This window comes from Streptomyces sp. SID5464 (assembly GCF_009862985.1).
GTDB classification, from domain to species: Bacteria; Actinomycetota; Actinomycetes; order Streptomycetales; family Streptomycetaceae; genus Streptomyces; species Streptomyces chartreusis_D.
Genome location: NZ_WWIQ01000010.1, coordinates 315,939 through 340,206 on the forward strand (window position 1 = coordinate 315,939; position 24,268 = coordinate 340,206).

Sequence of the window (24,268 nt, forward strand, 5' to 3'; positions counted from 1 at the left end):
GGTGGCGAGAGCCTAGGAGCGGCCGCGCCCCTCCCCCGGCTCAGACACTCGGGTCCGCCCGTCCCGTGGCCCGAACGCCTCAAGCACGTCCACGTCGGTATCAGCCGCCCCCCTCCAGCGCCGCCGCCAGCACCTCCGCCAGATGCCTCCCCCGCACGCCCGCCAGCTGCTCCAGCTGCGTGCGGCAGGAGAAGCCGTCCGCCAGGACCACCGTGCCGTCGGGGGCGTCCCGCACGGATGGCAGGAGCTGTTCCTCCGCGCACGCGGTGGACACCTCGTAGTGGCCCTTCTCGAAGCCGAAGTTCCCCGCGAGGCCGCAGCAGCCGCCGCTCAGTTCGCCGGTGAGCAGCGCGGCCCGACGCAGCCGGCGGTCGGCGGCGTCGCCCAGCACCGCGTGCTGGTGGCAGTGGGTCTGGCCGGCCACCGGGCGGTCCACGCGCGGCGCCCAGCCGGGGGCGTGGCGTTCCAGCGTCTCCGCGAACGTGAGGACCTTGGCGGCGAGGCGGGCCGCGCGCGGGTCCTCGTGCAGCAGCTCGGGGACGTCCGTGCGGAGCGCCGCGGCGCAGCTCGGCTCCAGGACCACGACCGGGGCGTCGGTCTCCAGCACCGGTTCCATCAGGTCGAGCGTGCGGCGCATGACCGCGCGGGCACGGTCCAGCTGCCCCGTCGACACGTAGGTCAGCCCGCAGCAGACGCGCCCCCGGCCCCGCAGCAGGGACAGCGGGTCGAGCGCTACCGTCCTGCCGTCGCCCACCGGCGGTTTCGCCAGCCGCACGGTCGGCGGAAGCGCCACCCGCAACCCGGCCGCCTCCAGCACCCGCACCGCGGCCTGCCCCACGGAGGGCGCGAGGTACTCGGTGAACGTGTCCGGCCAGAGGATGACCAGCTCGCCCTGCGCGGAGGTGTGTCGCGCCCGTCGCCGCTCCCACCACCGGCTGAACGTCCGTGTCGCCACCCGGGGGATCTCCCGCTCGGGGGCGATCCCGCCCAGTCGTTTCGCCGCCCGGGCGAAGGGCCGCAGCCGGGCGAGGGCGTTGACCAGCCGCGCCGTGTGCGTACGGGCCACGGCTCGGAGCCACACCGGCAGCCGGCCCATCGAGTAGTGCGCGGCGGGCCGGCGCCGGCCGGCGTAGTGGTGGTGGAGGAACTCCGCCTTGTAGGTGGCCATGTCCACCTCCACCGGGCAGTCCGACCGGCAGCCCTTGCAGGACAGGCACAGGTCCAGCGCGTCCCGCACCTGTGTGGAGCGCCAGCCGTCGGTCACGACCTCACCGGCGAGCATCTCGTGCAGCAGCCGGGCCCGCCCGCGCGTGGAGTGCTGCTCCGCGCCGGTCGCCCGGAAGGACGGGCACATGACGGAGGAGCCGGACACCGATGCCGTACGGCATTTGGCGACGCCCACGCAGCGCCGCACCGCAGCCGGGAAGTCACCGCCGTCGGAGGGGTAGCCGAAGGCGACGTCGACGGGCTCGCGGGGGAGGACGGAGAAGCGCAGGTCCGTGTCCAGGGGCGCGGGGCGGACCAGCATCCCGGGGTTGAGCAGGTCGTCCGGGTCCCACACTCCCTTCACCCGCTCGAACAGGCCGACCATCTCCTGCCCGTACATCTTCGGCAGCAGCTCCGCCCGCGCCTGCCCGTCGCCGTGCTCCCCGGACAGCGAACCGCCGTGTGCCACCACCAGCTCGGCGAGCTCCTCCGAGAAGCGGCGGAACCGGGCGACACCAGGCTCGGTCAGCAGGTCGAAGTCGATACGGACGTGGATGCAGCCGTCCCCGAAGTGCCCGTACGGCGTGCCGCGCAGCCCGTGCGCGCCGAGCAGCGCCCGGAAGTCCCGCAGATACGCCCCGAGCCGGGCGGGCGGCACCGCGCAGTCCTCCCAGCCCGGCCAGGCCTCCCGCCCGTCCGGCATCCGCGTCGCCGTACCGCTCGCGTCCTCCCGGATCCGCCACAGCGCGCGCTGCCCGGCCGGGTCGGTGACCACCAGGGCGTCCACGCCATCGGCCGCCCGCACGATCGTCTCGGCACGCGTGCGTGCCTCGCCGGCCGACTCCCCGCCGGTCTCCACGAACAGCCAGGCCCCGCCCCGTGGCAGCGCGGCCGTGGACGGCACCAGGTCCGCCGCCATGCCCTCCACCGTCAGCGGGCGCAGCGGCAGCAGCCCGGCAGCGGCCTGCGCCGCCGCGCTCTCGTCGGCGTAGCCCAGCACGGCCAGCGCACGCGCGCGGGGTGCCTCGACCAGTCGTACGACCGCCTCCGTCAGCACGCCCAGCGTGCCCTCCGAACCGCAGAAGGAGCGGGCCACGTCGGCGCCCCGCTCGGGCAGCAGGGCGTCCAGCGCGTATCCGGAGATACGGCGGGGCAGCTCCGGGAAGCCCGTGCGCAACCGGGCCAGTTCGCCGTCCACCAGCTCCCGCAGACCGTCCGGCGCGCCGGCCCAGTCCCGCCCGAGCCGCAGCCGCCGCCCGCGCGCGGTGATCACGTCCAGCTCGCGCACACTGTCCGCGGTCGTCCCCCAGGCCACCGAGTGCGAGCCGCACGAGTTGTTGCCGATCATGCCGCCGAGCGTGCACCGGCTGTGGGTGGAGGGGTCGGGCCCGAACCGCAGCCCGTGCCCGGCCGCCGCCTCCTGGAGCCGGTCGAGCACCAGCCCCGGCTGCACGACGGCCGTACGCGTCTCGGGATCCAGGGCGACCAGCCGGTTCATGTGCCGGGTGAAGTCCAGCACCACCCCCGTCCCGGTCGCCTGCCCGGCGATCGACGTCCCCCCGCCCCGCGCCACCACCGGCACGCCGTGGGCCCGGCACACCTCCAGCACGGCGGCCACGTCGTCGGCGTCGCGCGGGGCGACGACGCCGAGTGGGACCCGGCGGTAGTTGGAGGCGTCCATGGTGACCAGCGCCCGGGAGGCGACGTCGAAGCGGACGTCACCTCGGACGGCCCTGCGCAGCCCGACCTCGAGATCCGTCATACGTCCAGCAAACCAGTCTCACGCCGCCACGAACCCCGTCTCACCCGACGGACCACGTTTCGCCCGGGTTTCCTCACCGGCTAACCTCCAGAGCGTGGCTGAGATCCAGATTCCTGCTGACATCAAGCCCGCCGACGGTCGATTCGGCGCGGGCCCCTCCAAGGTGCGGGTGGAGGCGCTGGACGCCCTGGCCGCGACCGGCACGTCCCTGCTCGGCACCTCCCACCGCCAGGCCCCCGTCAAGAACCTGGTCGGCAAGGTGCGTGAGGGCATCCGTGAGCTGTTCCAGCTCCCCGACGGGTACGAGGTGGTCCTCGGCAACGGCGGCTCCACCGCGTTCTGGGACATCGCGACGCACGGCCTGATCGAGAACAAGTCGCAGCACCTCAGCTTCGGCGAGTTCTCCTCCAAGTTCGCCAAGGCCGCCAAGCTCGCACCCTGGCTGGCCGAGCCGGACGTCATCTCCAGCGACCCGGGCACGCACCCCGAGCCGGTCGCCGAGGCGGGCGTCGACGTCTACGCCTTCACCCACAACGAGACCTCGACCGGTGTCGCCATGCCGATCAAGCGCGTGGCCGGCGCCGACGAGGGCGCCTTGGTGCTGGTGGACGCCACCTCCGGTGCCGGCGGCCTCCCCGTCGACATCGCCGAGACGGACGTCTACTACTTCGCCCCGCAGAAGTCCTTCGCCTCCGACGGCGGCCTGTGGATCGGCGTCTTCTCCCCGGCCGCGATCGAGCGCGCCGAGCGCGTCCACGCGTCCGGCCGGCACGTCCCCGAGTTCTTCTCGCTGCCGACGGCCATCGACAACTCCCGCAAGAACCAGACGTACAACACCCCGGCCCTCGCCACCCTGTTCCTCCTCAACGAGCAGCTGGAGTGGATCAACGGCCAGGGCGGCCTGGACTGGTCGGTCCGCCGCACCGCCACGTCCGCGCGGACGCTGTACGGCTGGGCCGAGGACGTCAAGTTCGCGAACCCGTTCGTCACCGACCCGGCCAAGCGCTCCCAGGTCATCGGCACGATCGACTTCACGGACGAGGTGGACGCCGCCGCCGTCGCCAAGGTCCTGCGGGCCAACGGCATCGTCGACACCGAGCCCTACCGCAAGCTCGGCCGCAACCAGCTGCGCGTCGCGATGTTCCCGGCGATCGACCCGGCGGACATCGAGGCCCTGACGAAGTGCGTCGACTACGTGATCGAGAAGCTGTGACCTTCTCCCGCACGTGACAGAGGGCGCCCCGCGAGTGCGGGGCGCCCCTTTGCGTCATGTCGGGCGATGCTCACCCCGGCACGTCAGACCCCGGACCCCAGGATCCCGCGCAGGGTGTTGCCGACCGTGGCAACGGCCGACTGGGCCGTGCTCGGCGTCTTCCCCGCCGTGGCCTGCGGCTTCGGGTCGGGCGTCTTCTGGCAGACCGCGTCGGCCACGCCGCTGCCGTGCGGCACCTTGCCGCTGGTGAGGTACGTCGCCAGGTACTTGTCGAGGCAGGCGTTGCCGCCCAGCGTGATGCCGTGGTTGCCGCCGCCCTGCTCCACCACCAGGCTGGAGCCCTTCAGCAGCCGGTGCATGGTGACACCGCCCTGGTACGGGGTGGCCGCGTCGTCCGTCGCCTGGAACAGCAGCACCGGCGGGAGCTTGGCATTGGCGACGTTCACCGGCTTCAGCGACTTCGTCGGCCAGAACGCGCACGGCGCGTTGTACCAGGCGTTGTTCCAGGCCATGAACGGCGCCTTCTCGTACACCGCCCAGTTGTCCTTGCGCCACTGGTTCCAGTCGCGCGGCCAGGACGCGTCACGGCACTGCACCGAGGTGTACACGCTGTAGCCGTTGTCGCCGGAGGCGTCGATGGCGGCGATGTTGTCGTACGCCTTGACCAGCGCAGCGGTGTCGTGGTTGTTGACGTACGCCGCGAACGTCTGGGCGAGGGTGGGCCAGTAGCCGTTGTTGTAGCCGCCGGGTATGAAGATGTCCTCCAGCTCGGAGGCGCCGACCTTGCCGCCCGCCGGCTTCTTGGCCAGGGCCGCCCGCATGGCGTACCACTTGGCCTCGACCTTCTTCGGGTCGGTGCCGAGCTTGTACGTGGAGTCGTACTTGGCGATCCACGCCATGAGCGCCTTGTGGCGCTTGTCGAAGGCGTAGTCCTGCTGGATGTTGTCCTCGTACCAGACCCCGGTCGGGTCGACGATCGAGTCCAGCACCAGGCGCCGTACCCGCTCGGGGTACAGCTTGCCGTAGACCGCGCCGAGGTAGGTGCCGTACGAGTAGCCGAAGTAGTTGATCTTCTTGGCGCCGAGGGCCTTGCGGATCGAGTCCATGTCCTTCACGGCGCTGACCGTGTTCATGTACGGCAGGACGTCCGCGTACTTCTTGCCGCAGGCCTGGGCGAAGGACTTGGCGCGCTCCAGGTTGGCCTTCTCGATCGCCGGCGTGCTGGGTACGGAGTCGGGGCGCACGGGGTTGAAGTAGCCCGGCTTGCAGTCCAGGGCGGGCTGGCTCTTGCCCACGCCGCGCGGGTCGAAGCCGATGACGTCGTACTGGGCCGCGACCTCCTTCGGCAGGGAGGACGCGACGAAACCGGCCAGGGTCAGGCCGCTGCCGCCGGGGCCCCCGGGGTTGACCAGCAGCGGGCCCTGGTACGTCTTGGCGGTGTGCGGCACGCGCGACAGCGCCAGCGTGATCTGCTTCCCCTGCGGCTTCGCGTAGTCGAGCGGCACTTTCACCGACGCGCACTGGAGCGTCGGGTAGTCCTCCGTGCCGCACTTCTTCCACGTGACTTTCGCGGCCCGGGCGGTGTTCGCGGAGTGCGACGCGCTGGCGTTGGCGGGGACGGCGGTGAGCGTCCCGGCCAGGACGACGGTCGCGCCGCACAGGACGGCTGCGCTTCTTCTCATGGAGTTCTCTCAGAACGGTGAGGGGTTCAGGACCGCGTGTCACACGGTCCGTGCCGCATCGTTTCGGAAGAGCACGCCATGCCAGTACGCATTCGACCAAGACTTGACCGAATCGAGTCGTTCTCTACGCGCAAACCCCCTGAAAACAGGGGCTGTTGGACCATCGCGAACTACCCGCAGGAAAAGCGCAGGCCGCGATGAGAGGGGCGCCCGGAATACCCAAGCGCCCCTGGCAGGTCAGCCCGCGAGAGGCGGGAGGAGGCCGATGCTCTGGTCCTGCCCTCCCTCCGCCACCTGGCCGTCGCACTTGGTCTCCGTCGTGGTGTTCTGGGGCCCGAACAGGACAGTCCAGACGACCCCTTCGATCCCCTGCCGCTCAGTGCGGGACGTGTAGCACGAAGAACTCTGGCCATCTTTACGGTCCGGCGGCGCAGTCGTGTCGGCCGCTACGGGCGCGGCGGAGGTCAGGGCTGCCGCGAGGACGATGACAGCCGCGCCAGCCGAGTGCGCGAGGGATCGGGGCATCCAGTGCAATCGTGGAGTTTTCATGATCACACAGTGAGCGGAAAAGCGCCCTGGAGGAAGGCTGACGGCCCTTCGGCCGGGCAAGTCAACCCGATGGTGTGAGTCACCGAGGAGGCTCGAGCGGGCGGGCAGGGGAAAGGCCCACGTCAAAGGTCAGGGGCCGCGGTGAACCGGATGGGCCGTTCGGCGGAGCGGGCTACGGCGGGGAAGCTCACGTCCGGCGGGTGGAGGGCTGGGGAGGCAGCATCACGCCTCCACTGCGTGGGAGGCTCGTGTCGCTCGACGACTCCTGTCCTGTGTGCCACGCATTGGCCTGATGAAGAGCCATACGGTTCAACGTACGCCGCTGCGGGGCGGGCCGGCACGGAATCCGCCGCATCAGCGGAAGGGGCGCCCGGCGAGCACCGGGCGCCCCGTCACACCGGCGTCATGTCGCCGTGCACCTCACACTCGGTACGGCCCCGCCCCCGGGAGTACCTCCGAAGCCGAAGCTCGCCGAACCGCCCACCGGCACGGTCCCGTTGTGCGCGGCGTTCACGGCCGTCACGCTCGTCCCGCTCTGCGTGTACGACGCGTTCCACATGCTGGTGACCTTCTCCGCACCGCTCCACGCCCAGGTGACCTGCCAGGACTTCAGCGGCGCACTGCCCGTGTTGGTCACCTTCACCTCGGCGTTGAAGCCGCCGCCCCAGTCGCTGCTCACCGTGTAGGCGGCGGTGCAGGCAGCCGTGCCGCCGGGGTCACCCGGCCCGCCGGGACCCGGCCCGGAACCGCCGCCCTCGAACCCCGGCGCCTTGATCGCCTTGAGGTACCCGTCCTTCGCGGTGTCCACCGTCTGCCAGTCGTCCTTGAGGATGCCCCCCGTGTCGCCCGAGTTGGGGTTCCAGGTCCAGAACGTCCAGTGGAAGCTGTCGGCGCCGTACGCCGACGTCGAGCGCAGGTACGTCACCAGCGCGGACAGCCACTTCTGGTCCACCGCCGGCTGGAGCGTCGTACCGAACTCGCCGAGCCACACCGGCGCGATGTCCTGCTTGAAGATGTAGCCCCAGTACTTGTCCCAGATCCCCGGCATGTTGGCGGGGAAGGACGGGTCGCTGAACCACGACTGCTGGGCCACCGACGTGGCGTAGTCATGGGCCGAGTACACGAGCCGGTTCGGGACGTCCAGCTGGACCGGGTACTGGGCGACGCCCATGAGGTTGCCGCCCCACCAGCCGTTGGCGCCGTTGAACGACTGCACGCCCTCGACCATGATCAGCAGCTCGGGATTGACCGACAGCACGGCGTTGCCCGCGCGCTGGGCGGCCAGCCGCCAGTCCCGGGTGGTGTCGCCGCAGCCCCAGCAGGCCGGGTCGTGGGGCTCGTTGTGCAGGTCGATGCCGACCACGGTGGGGTTGCCCTTGTACCGCGCCGCCAGGGACTTGAGGTTGGTGATCCAGGTCGACTCGGGGACCGACGCCGTGTACCAGAGCGCCGACTGGCCCGCCGCGTCCGGGCGGTGCCGGTCGAGGACGATCTTGAGGCCGGCCTGCCCGGCGTACGCCACGATCCGGTCCAGTACCTGGAGCGAGGTCAGGCCCCGCAGGTCGGTGTTCTTGCCGTCGTGGTTGATGCTGTCGGGCATGGTGCCGGGCTTGAGGATGTCGTCGCTGTAGGGCATCCGGATGGTGTTGTAGCCCAGCGACTTCATCTGGTCGATCATGCTCTTGTAGTCGCGGGTCCACAGCCCGTGGACGACGTGGATGTCGGTCTCGAAGCCGAACCAGTTGATGCCGGCGATACGGACCGGCTGCCCGGCCGCGTCCAGGATCTGCCGGCCGCTGGTGTGCCAGTAGCCGGCGCCGGCCTGCGCGTCGACGTCGGCGTGTGCCGACTGGGTACCGGCCAGGGGTAACAGGAGCGCCGCGGCGACGCACAGCGCTCTTCGCAGAGTGCGGAACATGGCTGCTTCCTCTCGGAGGAGGCGCGGCCCCGGAACTGATGGGAGCGCTCCCATGTGCGCCGCGCACCTCCCAGGAAACTGACGCACCATGAGCACGTCAACCCTCCGGGAGGTGCGGGTTCCGCTCGCTAGCGGCTCAGTTTCCGGAACCGCCGCACGGCGAGCGGCAGGAAGACGAGCGTCAGGATCACCGGCCACACCCCGGCCATCAGCAGCGCGTGCTGCTCGACCCAGGTGTCACCGCCGACCGGCGTGCCGAACAGCTCGCGGGTCGCCGCCGCCGTGGAGGAGATCGGGTTCCAGACCGCCACCCAGCCCAGCCAGTCGGGCATGAGCTGCGGCGCGACGAAGATGCTGGAGATCATCGTCAGCGGGAAGGCGACCGCGAACAGGCCGCCCGCCGCCTCCGGGTTGGGCACGAGCAGGCCGAGCCACACCCCGATCCAGATCAGCGCGAACCGCAGCCACAGCAGCAGCCCGAACGCGGCCAGGAAGCCGAGGCCCCCGTCCGGCCGCCAGCCCATGGCGAGCGCGGTGAGCATCATGATCGCCAACTCGGCGCAGGCGACGAGCAGATCGGTCACGCCGCGCCCGGCCACCACGGCGGAGGACGCCATCGGCATGGAGCGGAAGCGGTCGATGACGCCTTTGGTGGAGTCGTAGACCACGAGGGTCGCCGTGTTGATGAAGCCGAACGCCATGGTCATCGCGAACATGCCCGGCATCAGGTAGTCCTTGTAGTCTCCGCCGCCCGGCACCTGCATGGCGCTGCCGAAGACATAGCCGTAGAGCAGCACGGAGAGGATCGGGAAGCCCAGCTGCCAGGCGATGTTGACGGGCTGGCGCCGGTAGTGGGTCAGACCGCGGCGGACGATGTTCCAGCAGTCGGCGAGCAGCCAGTAGATGCGGCCGCGCGCGGCGGGCGGGCTCAGGTCGACGGCACTCATGCTGCGGCGCCCTCCTCGGTCCGGTGTCCGGTCAGGCGCAGGAAGACATCGTCGAGGCTGGGCCTGCGCAGCCCGATGTCCTCGACGCGGACACCCTCGTCCTGGAGGGTCCGCGCCACTTCGGTGAGCGCCGTGACCCGGTCGGTGACCGGGGCGTGCACCCGCAACTCGGTGTCGTCCGCCTCGGGTTCGCCGTCCGCGACCCGGGCGACCACCTTCACCACCCGCGGGATCTCGGCGCGCTCGGCGACCACCACCTCGATGCGGTCGCCGCCGACCAGGTTCTTCAGTCCGTCCGGGGTGTCGTCGGCGATGGCCCGCCCCTGGTCGATGACGGTGATGCGGGAGGCGAGCCGGTCGGCCTCCTCCAGGTACTGCGTGGTGAGCAGCACGGTCGTGCCGCCCGCCACCAAGGCCCGGACGGAATCCCAGACTTCCCCGCGGCTACGGGGGTCGAGACCGGTCGTCGGCTCGTCGAGGAAGAGGACGGCCGGGGCGAGGATCATCGACGCGGCGAGGTCGAGGCGGCGCCGCATGCCGCCGCTGTACTTGCCGACGCCCCGGTCGGCGGCGTCGGCCAGGTCGAACTGCTCCAGCAGTTCGGTCGCCCGGAGCCTGGCCCGCCTGCCGCCCAGGTGGAAGAGCCGGCCGAACATCTCCAGGTTCTGCCGGCCGGTGAGCACCTCGTCCACCGCCGCGTACTGCCCGGTGAGCCCGATCCGGCCCCGCACCTCGCGGGGCTGCCGGGACACGTCCAGCCCGGCGACGGTCGCCCTGCCCCCGTCCAGCCGGATCAGCGTGGACAGGATGCGGACGGCGGTGGTCTTGCCCGCCCCGTTCGGCCCGAGCAGGCCGTGCACCGTTCCCTCGCGTACCGCCAGATCGAAACCGTCGAGGGCGCGTTTCTCGCCGTACCGCTTCTCCAGCGCCTCGGCCCGCACCGCGTATCCGTCCATGCCGCCCCTCCCGTGTGCTCGTGCCCTGCGTCGACACCGAACTGGGTACAGCGTACCCGATTGCGCGTACACCGTACCCAGTTTTTTGCGGGGGACCTAAGCTGTTCTCCATGGAACGCGGCACGAGCAGCACAGGCGGTACGGAGACCAGTGGCAGCGGCGATATCGCCCGCACCCTCGAACTGCTGTGGGACACCGGCCGGCGTCCCAGTCGCGGCCCCAAGCCGACCCTGACCCTGGACCGGATCGTGGAAGCGGCCGTCCAGGTCGCGGACACGGAAGGCCTGGAGGGGTTCTCCATGCGCCGCGTCGCCGCCGAACTCGGCACCGGCACCATGTCCCTCTACCGGTACGTCCCCGGCAAGGGCGAGCTGCTCGACCTGATGCTGGACCGGGTCCAGCGCCCCTCGGAGAATCCGGCCGACCTGGGCGACGGCGGCTGGCGCGCCGCCCTGGAGGCCCTGGCCCACGAGACGCTCGCCCTCTACCGGCGCCATCCCTGGCTGCTCCAGGTCAACCAGTCCCGCCCGATCCTCGGCCCGAGCGCCCTGGACGGCATGGAGAGGGTCCTCACCCGGATCCGCCCGATGGGGCTCACCGACCCCGAACTGGTCTCCGCGATCATCATGATCGACGGGTATGTCGTCGGGGCCGCGCGCACGCAGCTCTACCAGCAGGAGGCGGAGCGCCGGACGGGCCTGACGGACACGGAGTTCTGGCAGGCACAGGTGCCGGTACTGGAGAAGGTCCTGGCCTCGGGCCGCTACCCGGTGATGGCGTCACTCTCCGAGGACACGTTCGGGCCCGACTTCGACCACTTCGGGTTCGGTCTGCAGCGGATCCTGGACGGGCTGGAAGTACTCGTGGCGCAACGCCGGGGCGAGTCGGCCTCGTAGGCCGCCACCGGCAGGCCCTACCGGCGCCGCCTCAGCCCGCGCAGACCGAGCAGGGCGGCGCAGGCCACGGCCACGGCGATGGCGCCGGTCTTGAGATTGCCGCTGAGTCCGTCCCCGCTGCCGCCGCCGTCCCGGGCGGCCGAACTCCCTCCGCCGGACGAGGATCCGGGGTCACCGGGCGCGTCCTGTCCCTCCACCGAACTGTCCGCCCCCTCGGCCCCGTACATGAGCCTCGTCCCGTCGGCGGTGTAGGTGACGGACTCCCCCTGCCCGAGGAACGGCACGCCGAGCCGCTCCTTCCGCTTGATCTTCCCGCCGTTCCAGTCGTACGCGATCGCGCCGAAGTAGCTGCGGACGACGAGGTGTCGGCCGTCCGGGGAGAGCGTGGCGTCGGTGGCCTCCAGGTCGGGCACGGCGGCGACGGGCCGGAAGACGTTCGTGCCCGAGGCGGAGAGCTCGGCGGGCCCCTCGTACAGGTGCCCGCCCTTCTCGTTCTTGTCGACGATGTAGACCCGGCCGGTCTTCGGGTGCACGACGAGGGACTCGGCGTCGCGGGGCCCGTCGGAGTACTTCACGACGTACTGCGTGGCCCGGATCGTCTGGTCCTTCAGCGTCTTCGGCTCGGGCAGCTCGTAGATCCACACGTGGGGCCAGCTGCCGCCGAGGTTGTCGCCTGTGTCGCCGACGTAGATCCGGTTGCCCGGGCCGATGGAGATGGCCTCGACGTCCCGGGGCGTTCCGACGCCGGTGAGGGTGAGGCGGGCGACGGTCTCGCCCGTGCTGCTGTCGACGGCGTAGATGTAGGGGCCGTCGTCGCTGTCGTTGTGCGTCCAGTAGATGCCGGGGTGGAGACGGGAGGCGGCCAGACCGCTGGACTCGGTGATGCGCGGATCCTTGATCGTGAAGTCCTCGTCGGCGTCCGCGGCGGAGGCGGGCACGGCGAAGGCGCCCGCGAGGAGGGCCGCGGCGAGGATGGCGAACGGTCGGCGCATGCCCCCAAGCCTGCCATCCCGCTCCCCGGTTCATCGCCGCTAACGGATCACAGGGGTCGGCGGGTTGGTGGGGCCGGGCCATGGCGCGTGGTCCGACTCACACCCCGTGCGGCGGCTCGATCGTTCATGATGAGCGGATGCTCAGGTTCATGCCCGTCGGTGACTCCATGACGATCGGGAGCGCGGGCGAACACACGTGGCGCTACCGGATGTGGCAGCACCTGTGCCGTTCCTACGGCGGCCCCTTCACGCTGGTCGGCCCGCGCGAGACGCTCCACGACAAGCTCGCCGACGCCCCGACCTCCCACGCGTACGCCGATCCGGACTTCCCGCGGGCCCACCTGGCCGGCTGGGGCGAGGGCTGGCTGCACATGGCGCCGCTGATCGGCGAGGCGGTGCGGTCGTGCCGCGCGGACGTCCTCCTGGTCTCCCTCGGCCTGATCGACCTGGGCTTCTACACGAACGCCGAGCAGACCGCCGAGAACGTGAGGGCCTTCACCGCCGAGGCGCGGGCGGCGAACCGGCGGGTGCGGATGGTGTGGCTGCCGGTGACCCCGAACGTGCGGGCCGAGTCCGACCGGGCCTTCGCCGCCGAGGTCGCCCGCTTCAACGAGCTGCTGGCGAAGACGGCCGCGGACCTCGACGAGCCCGGCTCGCCCGTCCTCCTGGCCTCGTCCCCACCGTCGTACGACATCCACGCCGACACCTACGACGGCACCCACCCCAACGCGAGCGGCGAGCACAAGATCGCGGCGGCCTTCGCGGCGGCGATGCACCAGGCCTGGGACCTCGACGAGCCCTACGACGGGTGACTCTCCGTGATCATCCGGGCCAGGAACTCGGCGCAGGGCCGGGGCGCCAGGTCGTCCCAGCGCTCCGCCTCCTCCCCCAGGTAGACGGCCCGGGCGCGGGCGAGGACGGGCCGGTGCTCGGCTGGGAGCCGGTCGAGCGCCCACGCGGCTGCCGCGTCCTTCGAGCGGATGGTCCCGGTGGTGAGGGTGGTCCAGATCCTGGCCAGGGTGAGCAGCACGTTGCGGGTGTCGGAGTCCAGCTCGGCCATCAGCTCCGGCACGCCGGCGACGATGGCGCGCCTGAGGTCGTCGTGCGGCACGGGGTCCAGGAGCTCGGCGGGCGGCGGCCCGTGGAGCGGGACGTCGGCGCGCAGGACCATCGTGAGGACAGGCGCGAGGTCGGGGCTGGGTTCGGGGACCGGGGTCACTCCGCGCTCGTAGTCCTCGCGCAGCCAGTCGCCGTAGAGGAAGTCGCAGGTGGGCGGGTAGCGCCAGGGTCGTACGTCGTCCTGTACGACGACGATCAGCTCGACGTGCCGCCGCCCGTCCACACCGGACACCTTGAGCAACTCCTCGACCAGGGCCCGGCGTTGGGCGTGCGCGATGCGGTCCCTCACGACGGCCAGGACGTCGATGTCACTGTGCGGGCGCAGGCCGCCGAGGGTGGCGGAGCCGTGCAGGTAGATACCGAGGACGGAGTCGCCGAGGGTGGTGCGGAGGAGCTGGACGAGGTGGTCGGTGGCGGGCTGCTCTGGCATATGCGCTCTTCCCCGTGTCGTGGTCACCGTGCGTATCGTTGTACCGCGCGGCTGCTCACGTCCATGGGGCGGCAGGGGAGGAGCGCCACGATGACCGTCCTTGAAGACAGGATCGACATGGCCGAGGCAGACGACGAGCTGACTTTGGACGAGCTGTTCGAGTCGCTCGAGCGGACCACCCCCGAGGGTTACAAGGTCGAGATCGTCGAGGGGGCCATCTTCATGTCGCCGCAGCGGGACACGCACTGGGAGATCATCCTGGACATTGTCGAGCAACTGCGTACCAAGTACCCGCGCAAGCGCGTGAAATCGGATGTCCGCGTCGACTATCCGGGGCACCTCAACGGATTCGCCTCCGACGTGACCCTCGTGGCCGAGGGAGCCGAGAAGAACGAGAAGGGCCTCTGGCACTGCCAGGACATCGAGTTCGTGGCCGAAGTCATCTCGAAGGGCACGGCCCACAACGACTACGGCCCGAAGAAGACCGCCTACGCCCTCGCCGAAGTCCCCGTCTACCTCATCGCCGACCCGTACCAGGGCAAGTGCCACCTGTACACCCAGCCCAAGGACGGCGACTACCTGACGGAGACGACGGTCACCTTCGGCGGGAGCGTCGACCTCACCATCACGGAGATCGGCCTCACCCTCAAGACCGACGAGTTCCCCCGCGACTGATCGCCCTTCGAGGTCACCGCGTGCTTGCTTGGAGCGCACTTCAAGACGTTGGCTTGGGCGCATGAAGTACACGCAGCTCGGACGCACGGGACTCAAGGTCAGCCGGCTCGTCCTCGGCACCATGAACTTCGGCCCGCAGACCGACGAGGCCGACAGCCACGCCATCATGGACGCGGCGCTGGACGCCGGCATCAACTTCTTCGACACCGCCAACGTCTACGGCTGGGGCGAGAACAAGGGCCGTACCGAAAGCATCATCGGCAACTGGTTCGCCAAGGGCGGGGGACGGCGCGACAAGGTCGTCCTCGCCACGAAGGTGTACGGCAACATGGGCGCCGACGGCCCGGCCTGGCCGAACCACGACAAGCTCTCCGCCGTCAACATCCGGCGGGCCGTGGACGCCAGCCTGAAGCGGCTCCAGACCGACTACATCGACGTGTACCAGTTCCACCACGTCGACCGGGACACCCCCTTCGAGGAGATCTGGCAGGCGATCGACGTCCTGGTCCAGCAGGGCAAGATCCTCTACGTCGGGTCGTCGAACTTCCCCGGCTACAAGATCGCCCAGGCCAACGAGATCGCCGCCCGGCGCGGCGGGACCATCGGGCTGGTCAGCGAGCAGTGCCTGTACAACCTCGCCGAGCGGCGCGCCGAGATGGAGGTCGTCCCGGCCGCGCAGGAGTACGGCCTGGGCGTCATCCCGTGGTCGCCGCTGCACGGCGGTCTGCTGGGCGGTGTCCTCAAGAAGGAGGTCGAGGGCAAGCGCCGTGCCTCCGGCCGCGCGGCCGACGCGCTCGCCGACCCCGGCACCCGCGCGCGGATCCAGTCCTACGAGGACCTGCTCGACAAGCACGGCATCGAGCCCGGCGAGGCCGCCCTGGCATGGCTGCTCACCCGCCCCGGCGTGACCGGCCCGATCGTCGGCCCCCGCACCTGCGAACAGCTCGCCTCCGCCGTGCGCGCGGCCGAGCTGGAGCTGTCCGAGGAGCTTCTGACAGGCCTGGACGAGATCTTCCCGGGCCCGGGCCCGTCGCCGGAGGCCTTCGCCTGGTAGCTCCGTGAGGGCGACGTCCTCAGGGGCGCGGGGAACTGCGCGACCGGCTCCCACCGGCCCGCAGCCGGCACACAACCGTCCGCGGTTCCCCCCTCGGCCCTACCTCCCGAGCACGGAAGCGAGGGCGACGACGAGGAACATCAGCACAAGCACACCGGCCATGATCCGGTTCCGGGTTTTCGGGTCCACGCACCGAGCCTAACCGGCGCCGCCGAGCGCCCACCGGCCGACCGCCTCGTAGCGGGGCTGCTCCCCCGGAACCCCCGACGTCGGCAGATTGCTCCGCACCAGCGCGAGCTCGTCCACCGTCCAGGTCCGGCCCGTGAACGCGTCGAGCGCATCCAGGAAGGCGCGCACATCCCCCGACTCCCGTCGGCGCGCCACGGTCAGGTGGGCCTTGTACCGCCGGTGCTCCCCCATCGGCACCCCCGCCTTCCGCGCCGCCGCCTCCGCCCGCTCGGCCAGCAGCCGCAGCGTCGCCAGGTCGCCTTCGGCCCCGGCCCACAGCGCCTTGCCGCGCCCGAACTGACCGCCGCCCCGCACGGCCAGCGGAAAGGGACGCGTCCGGTGGGCGGCCCGCTCCAGCCGGGCCGACAGCTCCGGCACGAGCCCGTCGTCGACCTCCCCGTAGAAGGCGAGCGTGAAGTGCCAGCCGGGCCGGCCGGTCCAGCGCATCCCGTCCGCCCCGGGCAGCGCGCGCAACGCGTCGACCACGGCGCCGAGTTCACGACGCACCTCGTCAGGGGGCAGCACGGCCGCGAAGAGTCTCATGGCTCCAGCCTGGCACCATGAGGCCATGCGGATCACCATCCGGGACGGCGGGCCCGACGACATTCCCGCGATACTCGGCATGCTCGACAGCTGCGTGGAGTGGCTGGTCGCGCAGGGGCGCACCGGGCAGTGGGGCACGAAGCCCCTGTCGCAGAATCCGAAGACGGTGGAGTCGGTCGGCCGGTACATGGCGGAGGGCAGCGTGTACATGGCCGATGCCGACGGCGTCCCCGCCGCCACCCTCACCCTCACCGACTCGCCCGGCGCCTACCTGTCCCAGCTCTCGCCGCCCGGAGAACCCGAGCGCTACATCCACTGGCTGGCCTCCGACCGGCGCTTCAAGGGGCACGGCGTGGGCAGCGCCCTCCTCGCCCACGCCGCGGAGGAGACCCGCCGGGCCGGCGTGTCCCTCCTCCGCGTCGACTGTTACGCCGGAGACGACGGCAAACTCGTCCGCTACTACGAGTCCAACGGCTTCACCCGGACCGAGGCCTTCACGGTCGGCGAGAGCAACTGGCCCGGCCAGCTGCTGGCCCGGAGGGTGTAGGCCGCCGTACGCCCCCTAGGCCGCCGGAGCCAGCTGCTCCTGCTCCCGGGGGACGAACCGCACCCGGGGATGCCCGCGGTGCCAGCCGACCGACAGGCGGAGGTTGCCGACGCGGGCCAGGATCAGGCCGATCACGGCCGCGGCGACGGCCGCGACGGCACCGCCGGCCGCGAGGCCGACCCGGGCGCCGTAGGTGTCGGTGATCCAGCCGACGATCGGCGCGCCGACCGGGGAGCCGCCGAGGAAGACCATCATGTAGAGGGCCATGACACGGCCGCGCATGGCCGGGTCCGTGGACATCTGGATGCTGGTGTTCGTCGTGACGTTGACCGTCATGCCGAACAGGCCCAGCGGGACCATGAGCAGGGCGAACATCCACAGCGTCGGTGTGGTGGCCGCCAGCATCTCCAGCGCGCCGAAGACGATGGCCGCCGCGATCAGCAGCCGCAGCCGGGCCGTGCCGCGCCGGGCGGCGAGCAGCGCGCCCGCGACCGAGCCGACCGCCATCAGCGTGTTGAACATGCTGTACGCGCCCGCCCCCGCGTGGAACACGTCGTCCGCGAAGGCCGAGAGGTAGACGGGGAAGTTGAAGGCGAAGGTGCCGACGAACCCGACCAGGACGATCGGCCAGATCAGCTCCGGGCGGCCGGTGACGTACCGCACGCCTTCCCGCAGCTGCCCCTTGCCGCGCGGGGCGCGCTCCACCACGTGCAGCTCGCGGGCCCGCATCAGCAGCAGGCCGGTGAGCGGCGCGATGAAGGACAGGCCGTTGAAGAGGAACGCCCAGCCGGTGCCGACGCCGGTGATCAGTATGCCCGCGACGGCGGGGCCGACCAGGCGGGCGGACTGGAAGTTCGCCGAGTTCAGGCTGACCGCGTTCTGCAGCTGCTGCGGGCCGACCAATTCGGAGACGAAGGACTGCCGGGCCGGGTTGTCGACCACCGTGGCGAGACCGACCGCGAAGGCGGCGACGTACACGTGCCAGACCTGGACATGGCCGGTGAGGGTGAGGACGGCGAGGGCGATGGCGGTGAGGGCCATCGACGACTGTGTGACGAGCAGGGCGGGCCGCTTGCGCAGCCGGTCGACGAGGACACCGCCGTAGAGGCCGAAGAGCAGCATCGGCAGGAACTGGAGTGCCGTCGTGATGCCGACGGCCGCGGAGGAGCCGGTGAGGCTGAGGACCAGCCAGTCCTGGGCGATGCGCTGCATCCAGGTGCCGATGTTGGAGACGACCTGTCCCATGAAGAACAGGCGGTAGTTCCTCACCTTCAGGGAGGAGAACATCGAGGACTTGCGCGGGCGTGTGTCGGAGGTGGGCGGGGAATCGTGGGGGTCAGGTGCGGGGACGGAAGCTGCTCCGGGTCCCGAACTCAAAGGGTTCGCCTCCTTGCGACATACGGCTTACAGATGCGCGAGCTTCTCCAGCACGGGGGCGGCGGCGCGCAGTTTCGCCCACTCGTCCTCGTCGAGGTTCTCCACCAGCGAGGCCAGGAACGCGTTCCGCTTGCGGCGGCTCTCCTCGAGCATCGCTTCGGCCTGCTCGGTGCGCGTCACGACCTTCTGGCGCCGGTCCTCGGGGTGCGGCTCCAGACGGACCAGTCCCTTGGACTCCAGCAGCGCCACGATGCGGGTCATCGAGGGCGGCTGGACGTGCTCCTTGCGGGCGAGCTCGCCCGGGGTGGCCCTGCCGCACAGGGACAGGGTGCCGAGCACCGACATCTCGGTGGGGCTGAGCGACTCGTCGACCCGCTGGTGCTTGAGTCGACGGGACAGCCGCATCACGGCGGATCGGAGGGAGTTCACGGCGGCTACATCGTCGCCATGGCTGAGGTCCGGCATGTTCTTTAGCGTAACTCATTACTCTCGCTAAGGACTACCCGAACGCACGGGAAGGCCCGTGACCCTGGCCACTGAAGCGTGACATCACTCATATGGGTGACCCGACGGCGGAACGCCACACACCGGACCGGAGGGTGCCGCGACCCTCGTGGTCATGGGGACCAGCGTGCTCAGCCTGCGAATAGACCACGAGCTGCTTCAGCGGCTGCGGCACCATGCCGCGAAAAGGGGAATGAGCGTCCAGGACTACGTCGTCCGGACGCTCGTTCGAGATGACTTCGACGAACGGTTCCAGTCCGCCGTCGAGGAGACGGAGAGGTTCTACGGCTCATCCGACTCCGAGGACGAGGATCAGGTCAGGCCCAGCGCCGGCATCAGGTAGTAGAACGCGAACACCGCCGCCACGGCGTACATCGCCGTCGGCACCTCCCGGCCCCGCCCGGCCGCCAGCCGCAGCACCGCGAAGGTGATGAAGCCCATGCCGATGCCGTTGGTGATCGAGTAGGTGAACGGCATCATCAGCATCGTCACGAAAGCCGGGACGGCGATCGTGTAGTCCGCCCAGTCGATCTCCTTCACGGATCCGGCCAGGATCAGGAAGCCGACCGCGACGAGGGCGGGCGTGGCCGCCTGGGACGGGACCATCGTGGCGACCGGCGTGAGGAAGAGGGCGACGGCGAAGAGACCGCCGGTGACGACGTTCGCCAGACCGGTCCGGGCCCCCTCGCCGACACCGGCCGTGGACTCGACGAACGCGGTGGTCGCCGAGGACGAGCTGGCACCGCCGGCGGCGACCGCGAGGCCGTCGACGAAGAGCACCTTGTTGATGCCGGGCATCTGCCCCTGCGCGTCGGTCAGCTTCGCCTCGTCCGAGACGCCCATGATCGTGCCCATCGCGTCGAAGAAGCACGACAGCAGCACGGTGAAGACGAACAGCACACCGGTCAGCACGCCGACCTTCTCGAAGCCGCCGAACAGGCTGACCTGCCCGACCAGCCCGAAGTCGGGGCTGGCGACCGGGTTGCCGGGCCACTTCGGGGTGGTGAGACCCCAGCTCGGCACCTTGGCCACGGCCTCGATGACCACGGCGACGACGGTCATGGCGACGATCGAGATCAGGATCGCGCCGGAGACCTTGCGCACGATCAGGGCGAGCGTGAGCAGCACGCCCAGGACGAAGACCAGGACCGGCCAGCCGTTGAGGTGGCCGTCCCCGCCGAGCTGGAGCGGGACGGTGGTCTGCGCGGCGTCCGGGATGCGGGAGACGAAACCGGCGTCGACGAGGCCGATCAGCATGATGAACAGGCCGATGCCGATGGAGATGGCCTTGCGCAGCCCGTAGGGGACGGCGTTCATCACGCGCTCGCGCAGCCCCGTGGCGACCAGCAGCATGACCACGAACCCGGCGAGGACCACCATGCCCATCGCGTCCGGCCAGGACATCCGCGGGGCGAGCTGGAGGGCGACGACGGAGTTCACACCGAGGCCGGCGGCGAGCGCGATCGGCACATTGCCGATGACGCCCATGAGGAGGGTGGTGAACGCGGCCGTGAGGGCCGTCGCGGTCACCAGCTGCCCGTTGTCGAGCTGGTGACCGTACATGTCCTTGGCGCTGCCGAGGATGATCGGGTTCAGCACGATGATGTAGGCCATCGCGAAGAAGGTGGCGAGGCCGCCCCGGACCTCACGGGACAGCGTGCTGCCCCGCTCGGAGATCCGGAAGAAGCGGTCGAGTGCGCCGTACGTGGGCCCGGCTCCCGGCTGTTCAGGGGCGGGGGCCTTGGCGGGAGCCGAGGAGGACATGTGTTTGGCGTTTCCTACGAAGAGAAGTGGTCAGACACAAACCGTTTCAGTATGAACATATAAGGCCGCGATCGCACATCTGCGCGCGTAGACCTGATCGCCTCGTAAGCTGTTCCTCATGGCGAAATGGACCCCCAGACACGAGGCGCCGGAGCCCCTGGAGGGCCCCGTGGTCGCCACCGTCACCGGCGGCACGATCCTCTGGTTCGTCCTCTTCCTGGTCCAGCTCCCCTTCTACGGCTGGTTCGACGACCACGGCCACACCTGGTGGCTGTGGACCTGCCTGGCCGGCGGCGGTCTGGGGCTGATCGGTATCTGGTACGTCCGTAAGCGCGATGCCGCGATCAAGCGGGCCGCCGCGGCGGCCCCCGACCCGACCGCGACCCCCTCGGCCCAGTAGGCCTCGTCCCGCTCGCGCTCCGGCGAGACACTTGCCCGCCCCCTCCCTACGCTCGGAGGGAGGCGGCACAACGCCCGAAACCGTCGCGCGCTGCCGCCGCACCACCGGTGAGGAGCGCAGCCATGACGACGCAGAACAGCGCGACCGAGGCCGACCGGGCCCTGAAGGCCAAGCACCGGGCGATGTGGGCGCAGGGCGACTACCCGTCGCTGGCCGCCGAGGTCATCCCCGGGCTCGGGGCGGTCCTGGTCGAGGCGTGCGGGGTGCGCTCCGGCCAGCGGGTGCTGGACGTGGGCGCCGGCAGCGGCAACGCCGCGATCCCGGCGGCCCTGGCCGGCGCGGAGGTGGTCGCCTCGGACCTGACCCCGGAGCTGTTCGAGGCCGGCCGGCGCGTGGCCGGGCAGCAGGGCGTGGAGCTCAGCTGGCAGGAGGCCGACGCCGAGGCCCTGCCCTTCGGCGACGCCGAGTTCGACACCGTGCTGTCCTGCGTCGGGGTGATGTTCGCCCCGCACCACCAGCGGGCCGCCGACGAACTCGTCCGGGTCTGCCGCCCGGGCGGCACCATCGGCCTGCTGAGCTGGACGCCGCAGGGCTTCATCGGCCGGATGTTCGCCACGATGAAGCCGTACGCGCCACCGCCCCCGCCGGGCGCGCAGCCGCCCCCGCTGTGGGGCGACGAGGACCATGTCCGGGCGCTCCTCGGCGACCGGGTCACGGACGTGCGCGCCGAGCGCCGGACCGTCCGCGTCGACCGCTTCGAGACGCCCGAGGCGTTCCGCGACTACTTCAAGGAGCGCTACGGCCCCACGATCAGCGTCTACAAGAGCATCGCCGGCGACTCCGGGCGCACCGCCGCCCTGGACCGCGACCTGGTGGACCTAGCCCGCGACGGCGACCCGGGGCCAGGAGGGGTCGGGGGCCTCCGAGAGTGGGAGTACCTGCTGTTCACCGCGCGCCGGGCGGGCTGACACCGCGAGTGGCACCAGGGTCCGACGGGGATCCGAGGGCGTACAACTGCCGTACGACCAGGGCACGACGTCCGTCGTTCCCAGGTCGGATCTTCCCCGCATTCGGCAGGTGAAGCGGCAAATCCGCACGTACCGTCGAATGCATGACGCATCTCGACGCGGGTGCCCGGCCCGACTCCGCGTGGCCGGCGACGGTCACCTCCCGCGAGACCGGCCTGACCAGGGCTCAGGTCGCCGAGCGGGTGGAGCGCGGCCAGGTCAACGACGTGCCGGTGCGCAGCAGCCGGTCCACCGTCGACATCGTCCGCGCGAACGTCTTCACCCGCTTCAACGCGATCATCGGCGTGCTCTGGCTGATCATGCTCTTCGTCGCGCCGATCCAGGACAGCCTGTTCGGCTTCGTGATCCTCGCCAACACCGGCATCGGGATCGTCCAGGAGTGGCGGGCGAAGAAGACGCTGGACTCGCTCGCGCTGATCGGTGAGGTGCGTCCCACCGTCCGCCGGGACGGGATGTCCGGCCAGGTCAGCACCTCCGAGATCGTCCTCGACGACCTGATCGAGATCGGGCCCGGCGACAAGGTCGTCGTCGACGGTGTCTGTGCCGAGGCCGACGGGCTGGAGATCGACGAGTCGCTGCTCACCGGCGAGGCGGACCCGGTCGTCAAACGCCCCGGCGACCAGGTGATGTCGGGCAGCTTCGTGGTCGCGGGCGGCGGGGCCTTCCAGGCCACGAAGGTCGGGCGGGAGGCGTATGCCGCGCAGCTCGCGGAGGAGGCGTCCCGGTTCACCCTCGTCCAGTCCGAGCTGCGCTCCGGCATCTCCACGATCCTGAAGTACGTCACGTGGATGATGGTCCCGACCGCGATCGGCCTGATCATCAGCCAGCTGTTCGTGAAGGAGAACGCCTTCGACGACTCCGTCGCCCGCACGGTCGGCGGCATCGTCCCGATGGTCCCCGAGGGGCTGGTGCTGCTCACCTCGGTCGCCTTCGCCATCGGCGTCATCCGGCTGGGCCGCAAGCAGTGCCTCGTCCAGGAGCTGCCCGCGATCGAGGGGCTGGCCCGGGTCGACACGGTCTGCCTCGACAAGACCGGCACCCTCACCGAGGGCGGCATGAACGTCACCGAGCTGCGGCCCCTGCAGGGCGCCGACGAGACGCACGTACGCCAGGTGCTCGGCGCTCTCGGCGAGTCGGACCCCCGGCCGAACGCCTCGCTCAAGGCGATCATCGACGCCTACCCGGCCGCCGAGGACTGGCGCTGCACCCAGGCACTGCCGTTCTCCTCCGCCCGCAAGTACAGCGGCGCCGCGTTCGCCGAGGCCGGCGGGGAGACCAGCACCTGGCTGCTCGGGGCGCCGGACGTCCTGCTGCCCGACGACGACCCGTCCCTCGCGGAGACCGGGCGGCTGAACGAGCAGGGCCTGCGGGTGCTGCTGCTCGCCCGGGTCGACCGTGACCTCGACGACGCCGAGGTGGCCGAGGGGGCGAAGCCCACCGCCCTGGTGGTACTGGAACAGCGGCTGCGGCCGGACGCGGCCGACACGCTGCGCTACTTCGCCGACCAGAACGTGGCCGCCAAGGTCATCTCCGGCGACAACGCGGTGTCGGTCGGCGCGGTCGCGTCCAAGCTGGGGCTGTCCGGCGCGACCGTGGACGCCCGCCGGCTGCCCGCCGACCAGGACGGGATGGCCGAGGCCCTCGACGACGGCACGGTGTTCGGGCGGGTCACCCCGCAGCAGAAGCGGAACATGGTGGGTGCGTTGCAGTCCCGCGGGCACACCGTCGCGATGACCGGCGACGGTGTGAACGACGTCCTCGCCCTGAAGGACGCCGACATCGGCGTCGCGATGGGCTCCGGCTCGGAGGCGACCCGGGCGGTCGCGCAGATCGTGCTGCTGAACAACAGCTTCGCGACGCTGCCGTCGGTGGTGGCGGAGGGCCGCCGGGTCATCGGCAACATCACGCGCGTGGCGACCCTGTTCCTCGTCAAGACGGTGTACTCGGTGCTGCTGGCGATCCTGGTGGTCTGCTCGCAGGTCGAGTACCCGTTCCTGCCACGTCACCTGACCCTGCTGTCGACCCTGACGATCGGCGTCCCGGCCTTCTTCCTCGCACTCGCGCCCAACACGGAGCGCGCCAAGCCGAACTTCGTGCGGCGGGTGATGCGGTACGCGATCCCGGGCGGGGTGGTGGCGGCGGTGGCGACCTTCGCGACGTACCTGATCGCCCGGGAGCACTACACGGGCGCGGGCGCGCTGGACGCGGAGACAAGCGCCGCGACGCTCACGCTGTTCCTCATCTCGATGTGGGTACTGGCGATCATCGCCCGCCCCTACACCTGGTGGCGCATCGCCCTGGTGGCGGCGATGGCCGGGGCCTTCCTGCTGGTCCTGGTCGTGCCGTGGCTCCAGCACTTCTTCGCGCTGAAGCTGGTCGGCGTGACGATGCCGTGGCTGGCGGTCGGCATCGCGGTGGTGGCGGCGGCCACCCTGGAACTCCTGTGGAGGTGGGTGGACCGCCGCTTCCCGGCGTAGC

At 70.9% G+C, this 24,268-nt stretch carries 21 protein-coding genes; 10 read left to right on the forward strand and 11 right to left on the reverse strand.

Annotation, left to right across the window (positions count from 1 at the left end; translation table 11 throughout):
• Positions 1-100: 100 nt before the first annotated feature.
• Positions 101-2,968 carry an FAD-binding and (Fe-S)-binding domain-containing protein gene (locus tag GTY47_RS11475; RefSeq protein WP_010035826.1) on the reverse strand — a complete coding sequence of 956 codons (2,868 nt, stop codon included), beginning with the start codon at positions 2,966-2,968 and terminating at the stop codon, positions 101-103.
• A gap of 94 nt (positions 2,969-3,062) precedes the next feature.
• Here GTY47_RS11475 and serC point away from each other — a divergent pair, with 94 nt between their 5' ends.
• Positions 3,063-4,181, forward strand: a complete 1,119-nt coding sequence (serC, locus tag GTY47_RS11480) for a phosphoserine transaminase (protein WP_029180894.1) — start codon at positions 3,063-3,065, stop codon at positions 4,179-4,181.
• Between the two features lie 83 nt (positions 4,182-4,264).
• Here the strand turns inward: serC and GTY47_RS11485 are convergent, their stop codons facing one another.
• From GTY47_RS11485 to GTY47_RS11500, 4 genes are all read right to left on the reverse strand, one after another.
• The gene (locus GTY47_RS11485) at positions 4,265-5,863 is read right to left on the reverse strand and encodes an alpha/beta hydrolase (RefSeq protein ID WP_010035828.1); all 1,599 of its coding nucleotides are present in this window, start codon (positions 5,861-5,863) and stop codon (positions 4,265-4,267) included.
• Positions 5,864-6,815: 952 nt separating this feature from the next.
• The gene (locus GTY47_RS11490; RefSeq protein WP_010035830.1) at positions 6,816-8,330 is read right to left on the reverse strand and encodes a cellulase family glycosylhydrolase; all 1,515 of its coding nucleotides are present in this window, start codon (positions 8,328-8,330) and stop codon (positions 6,816-6,818) included.
• Positions 8,331-8,458: 128 nt separating this feature from the next.
• Positions 8,459-9,277: an ABC transporter permease gene (locus tag GTY47_RS11495; RefSeq protein ID WP_010035833.1), complete on the reverse strand. Its 819-nt coding sequence runs from the start codon at positions 9,275-9,277 to the stop codon at positions 8,459-8,461.
• A complete protein-coding gene (locus GTY47_RS11500) occupies positions 9,274-10,233 on the reverse strand; it encodes a daunorubicin resistance protein DrrA family ABC transporter ATP-binding protein (RefSeq protein ID WP_010035834.1) in 960 nt (319 codons plus the stop codon). Before GTY47_RS11500 ends, GTY47_RS11495 begins: the two co-directional genes overlap by 4 nt.
• Positions 10,234-10,343: 110 nt before the next feature.
• Between GTY47_RS11500 and GTY47_RS11505 the strand changes: the two genes are divergently transcribed.
• The gene (locus GTY47_RS11505) at positions 10,344-11,129 is read left to right on the forward strand and encodes a TetR/AcrR family transcriptional regulator (RefSeq protein WP_010035837.1); all 786 of its coding nucleotides are present in this window, start codon (positions 10,344-10,346) and stop codon (positions 11,127-11,129) included.
• 17 nt (positions 11,130-11,146) lie between these two features.
• On the opposite strand, the gene GTY47_RS11510 is transcribed toward GTY47_RS11505, so the two are convergent.
• Positions 11,147-12,121 (reverse strand): hypothetical protein, encoded by a 975-nt coding sequence (locus GTY47_RS11510; RefSeq protein WP_010035838.1) that lies wholly within the window; start codon positions 12,119-12,121, stop codon positions 11,147-11,149.
• A gap of 137 nt (positions 12,122-12,258) precedes the next feature.
• On the opposite strand from GTY47_RS11510, the gene GTY47_RS11515 reads away from it, so the two are divergent.
• The gene (locus GTY47_RS11515) at positions 12,259-12,933 is read left to right on the forward strand and encodes a GDSL-type esterase/lipase family protein (RefSeq protein ID WP_010035839.1); all 675 of its coding nucleotides are present in this window, start codon (positions 12,259-12,261) and stop codon (positions 12,931-12,933) included.
• On the opposite strand, the gene GTY47_RS11520 is transcribed toward GTY47_RS11515, so the two are convergent.
• Positions 12,921-13,670 (reverse strand): aminoglycoside nucleotidyltransferase ANT9, encoded by a 750-nt coding sequence (locus tag GTY47_RS11520; RefSeq protein ID WP_010035842.1) that lies wholly within the window; start codon positions 13,668-13,670, stop codon positions 12,921-12,923. The genes GTY47_RS11515 and GTY47_RS11520 overlap by 13 nt on opposite strands.
• Before the next feature lie 90 nt (positions 13,671-13,760).
• Between GTY47_RS11520 and GTY47_RS11525 the strand changes: the two genes are divergently transcribed.
• The gene (locus tag GTY47_RS11525; RefSeq protein ID WP_010035845.1) at positions 13,761-14,345 is read left to right on the forward strand and encodes a Uma2 family endonuclease; all 585 of its coding nucleotides are present in this window, start codon (positions 13,761-13,763) and stop codon (positions 14,343-14,345) included.
• 61 nt (positions 14,346-14,406) lie between these two features.
• Positions 14,407-15,399, forward strand: a complete 993-nt coding sequence (locus GTY47_RS11530) for an aldo/keto reductase (protein ID WP_010035847.1) — start codon at positions 14,407-14,409, stop codon at positions 15,397-15,399.
• A 198-nt stretch (positions 15,400-15,597) separates the two neighbouring features.
• Here the strand turns inward: GTY47_RS11530 and thpR are convergent, their stop codons facing one another.
• Positions 15,598-16,170, reverse strand: a complete 573-nt coding sequence (gene thpR, locus GTY47_RS11535) for an RNA 2',3'-cyclic phosphodiesterase (protein WP_010035851.1) — start codon at positions 16,168-16,170, stop codon at positions 15,598-15,600.
• Between the two features lie 25 nt (positions 16,171-16,195).
• Here thpR and GTY47_RS11540 point away from each other — a divergent pair, with 25 nt between their 5' ends.
• Complete coding sequence (locus tag GTY47_RS11540; RefSeq protein WP_010035855.1) at positions 16,196-16,717, forward strand: GNAT family N-acetyltransferase; 522 nt, start codon at positions 16,196-16,198, stop codon at positions 16,715-16,717.
• Positions 16,718-16,732: 15 nt separating this feature from the next.
• Here the strand turns inward: GTY47_RS11540 and GTY47_RS11545 are convergent, their stop codons facing one another.
• A complete protein-coding gene (locus GTY47_RS11545) occupies positions 16,733-18,094 on the reverse strand; it encodes an MFS transporter (RefSeq protein ID WP_029180895.1) in 1,362 nt (453 codons plus the stop codon).
• A gap of 27 nt (positions 18,095-18,121) precedes the next feature.
• Positions 18,122-18,559 (reverse strand): MarR family transcriptional regulator, encoded by a 438-nt coding sequence (locus tag GTY47_RS11550; RefSeq protein ID WP_010035858.1) that lies wholly within the window; start codon positions 18,557-18,559, stop codon positions 18,122-18,124.
• Positions 18,560-18,713: 154 nt separating this feature from the next.
• Here GTY47_RS11550 and GTY47_RS11555 point away from each other — a divergent pair, with 154 nt between their 5' ends.
• Positions 18,714-18,941 carry a hypothetical protein gene (locus GTY47_RS11555; protein WP_050810191.1) on the forward strand — a complete coding sequence of 76 codons (228 nt, stop codon included), beginning with the start codon at positions 18,714-18,716 and terminating at the stop codon, positions 18,939-18,941.
• Here GTY47_RS11555 and GTY47_RS11560 read toward each other — a convergent pair.
• Positions 18,911-20,362, reverse strand: a complete 1,452-nt coding sequence (locus tag GTY47_RS11560; RefSeq protein WP_010035863.1) for an NCS2 family permease — start codon at positions 20,360-20,362, stop codon at positions 18,911-18,913. The genes GTY47_RS11555 and GTY47_RS11560 overlap by 31 nt on opposite strands.
• 118 nt (positions 20,363-20,480) lie before the next feature.
• Between GTY47_RS11560 and GTY47_RS11565 the strand changes: the two genes are divergently transcribed.
• From GTY47_RS11565 to GTY47_RS11575, 3 genes are all read left to right on the forward strand, one after another.
• Positions 20,481-20,762 (forward strand): DUF2530 domain-containing protein, encoded by a 282-nt coding sequence (locus GTY47_RS11565; protein ID WP_078602761.1) that lies wholly within the window; start codon positions 20,481-20,483, stop codon positions 20,760-20,762.
• A gap of 122 nt (positions 20,763-20,884) precedes the next feature.
• Entirely contained in the window at positions 20,885-21,730 is an 846-nt protein-coding gene (locus tag GTY47_RS11570; protein ID WP_010035867.1) for a methyltransferase domain-containing protein, read from the forward strand.
• A 143-nt stretch (positions 21,731-21,873) separates the two neighbouring features.
• Positions 21,874-24,267, forward strand: a complete 2,394-nt coding sequence (locus tag GTY47_RS11575) for an HAD-IC family P-type ATPase (RefSeq protein WP_010035869.1) — start codon at positions 21,874-21,876, stop codon at positions 24,265-24,267.
• Position 24,268: the final 1 nt, after the last annotated feature.

Bases quoted from the DNA above. Each gene is read 5' to 3' on its own strand.
- GTY47_RS11565 (WP_078602761.1), top strand. From the start codon at position 20,481: ATGGCGAAATGGACCCCCAGACACGAGGCGCCGGAGCCCCTGGAGGGC.
- GTY47_RS11485 (WP_010035828.1), bottom strand. From the start codon at position 5,863: ATGAGAAGAAGCGCAGCCGTCCTGTGCGGCGCGACCGTCGTCCTGGCC.
- GTY47_RS11550 (WP_010035858.1), bottom strand. From the start codon at position 18,559: ATGCCGGACCTCAGCCATGGCGACGATGTAGCCGCCGTGAACTCCCTC.
- GTY47_RS11560 (WP_010035863.1), bottom strand. From the start codon at position 20,362: ATGTCCTCCTCGGCTCCCGCCAAGGCCCCCGCCCCTGAACAGCCGGGA.
- GTY47_RS11505 (WP_010035837.1), top strand. From the start codon at position 10,344: ATGGAACGCGGCACGAGCAGCACAGGCGGTACGGAGACCAGTGGCAGC.
- GTY47_RS11490 (WP_010035830.1), bottom strand. From the start codon at position 8,330: ATGTTCCGCACTCTGCGAAGAGCGCTGTGCGTCGCCGCGGCGCTCCTG.
- GTY47_RS11530 (WP_010035847.1), top strand. From the start codon at position 14,407: ATGAAGTACACGCAGCTCGGACGCACGGGACTCAAGGTCAGCCGGCTC.
- GTY47_RS11495 (WP_010035833.1), bottom strand. From the start codon at position 9,277: ATGAGTGCCGTCGACCTGAGCCCGCCCGCCGCGCGCGGCCGCATCTAC.
- GTY47_RS11510 (WP_010035838.1), bottom strand. From the start codon at position 12,121: ATGCGCCGACCGTTCGCCATCCTCGCCGCGGCCCTCCTCGCGGGCGCC.
- GTY47_RS11500 (WP_010035834.1), bottom strand. From the start codon at position 10,233: ATGGACGGATACGCGGTGCGGGCCGAGGCGCTGGAGAAGCGGTACGGC.
- GTY47_RS11540 (WP_010035855.1), top strand. From the start codon at position 16,196: ATGCGGATCACCATCCGGGACGGCGGGCCCGACGACATTCCCGCGATA.
- GTY47_RS11575 (WP_010035869.1), top strand. From the start codon at position 21,874: ATGACGCATCTCGACGCGGGTGCCCGGCCCGACTCCGCGTGGCCGGCG.
- thpR (WP_010035851.1), bottom strand. From the start codon at position 16,170: ATGAGACTCTTCGCGGCCGTGCTGCCCCCTGACGAGGTGCGTCGTGAA.
- GTY47_RS11475 (WP_010035826.1), bottom strand. From the start codon at position 2,968: ATGACGGATCTCGAGGTCGGGCTGCGCAGGGCCGTCCGAGGTGACGTC.
- GTY47_RS11570 (WP_010035867.1), top strand. From the start codon at position 20,885: ATGACGACGCAGAACAGCGCGACCGAGGCCGACCGGGCCCTGAAGGCC.
- GTY47_RS11525 (WP_010035845.1), top strand. From the start codon at position 13,761: ATGACCGTCCTTGAAGACAGGATCGACATGGCCGAGGCAGACGACGAG.
- GTY47_RS11555 (WP_050810191.1), top strand. From the start codon at position 18,714: ATGGGGACCAGCGTGCTCAGCCTGCGAATAGACCACGAGCTGCTTCAG.
- GTY47_RS11520 (WP_010035842.1), bottom strand. From the start codon at position 13,670: ATGCCAGAGCAGCCCGCCACCGACCACCTCGTCCAGCTCCTCCGCACC.
- GTY47_RS11515 (WP_010035839.1), top strand. From the start codon at position 12,259: ATGCTCAGGTTCATGCCCGTCGGTGACTCCATGACGATCGGGAGCGCG.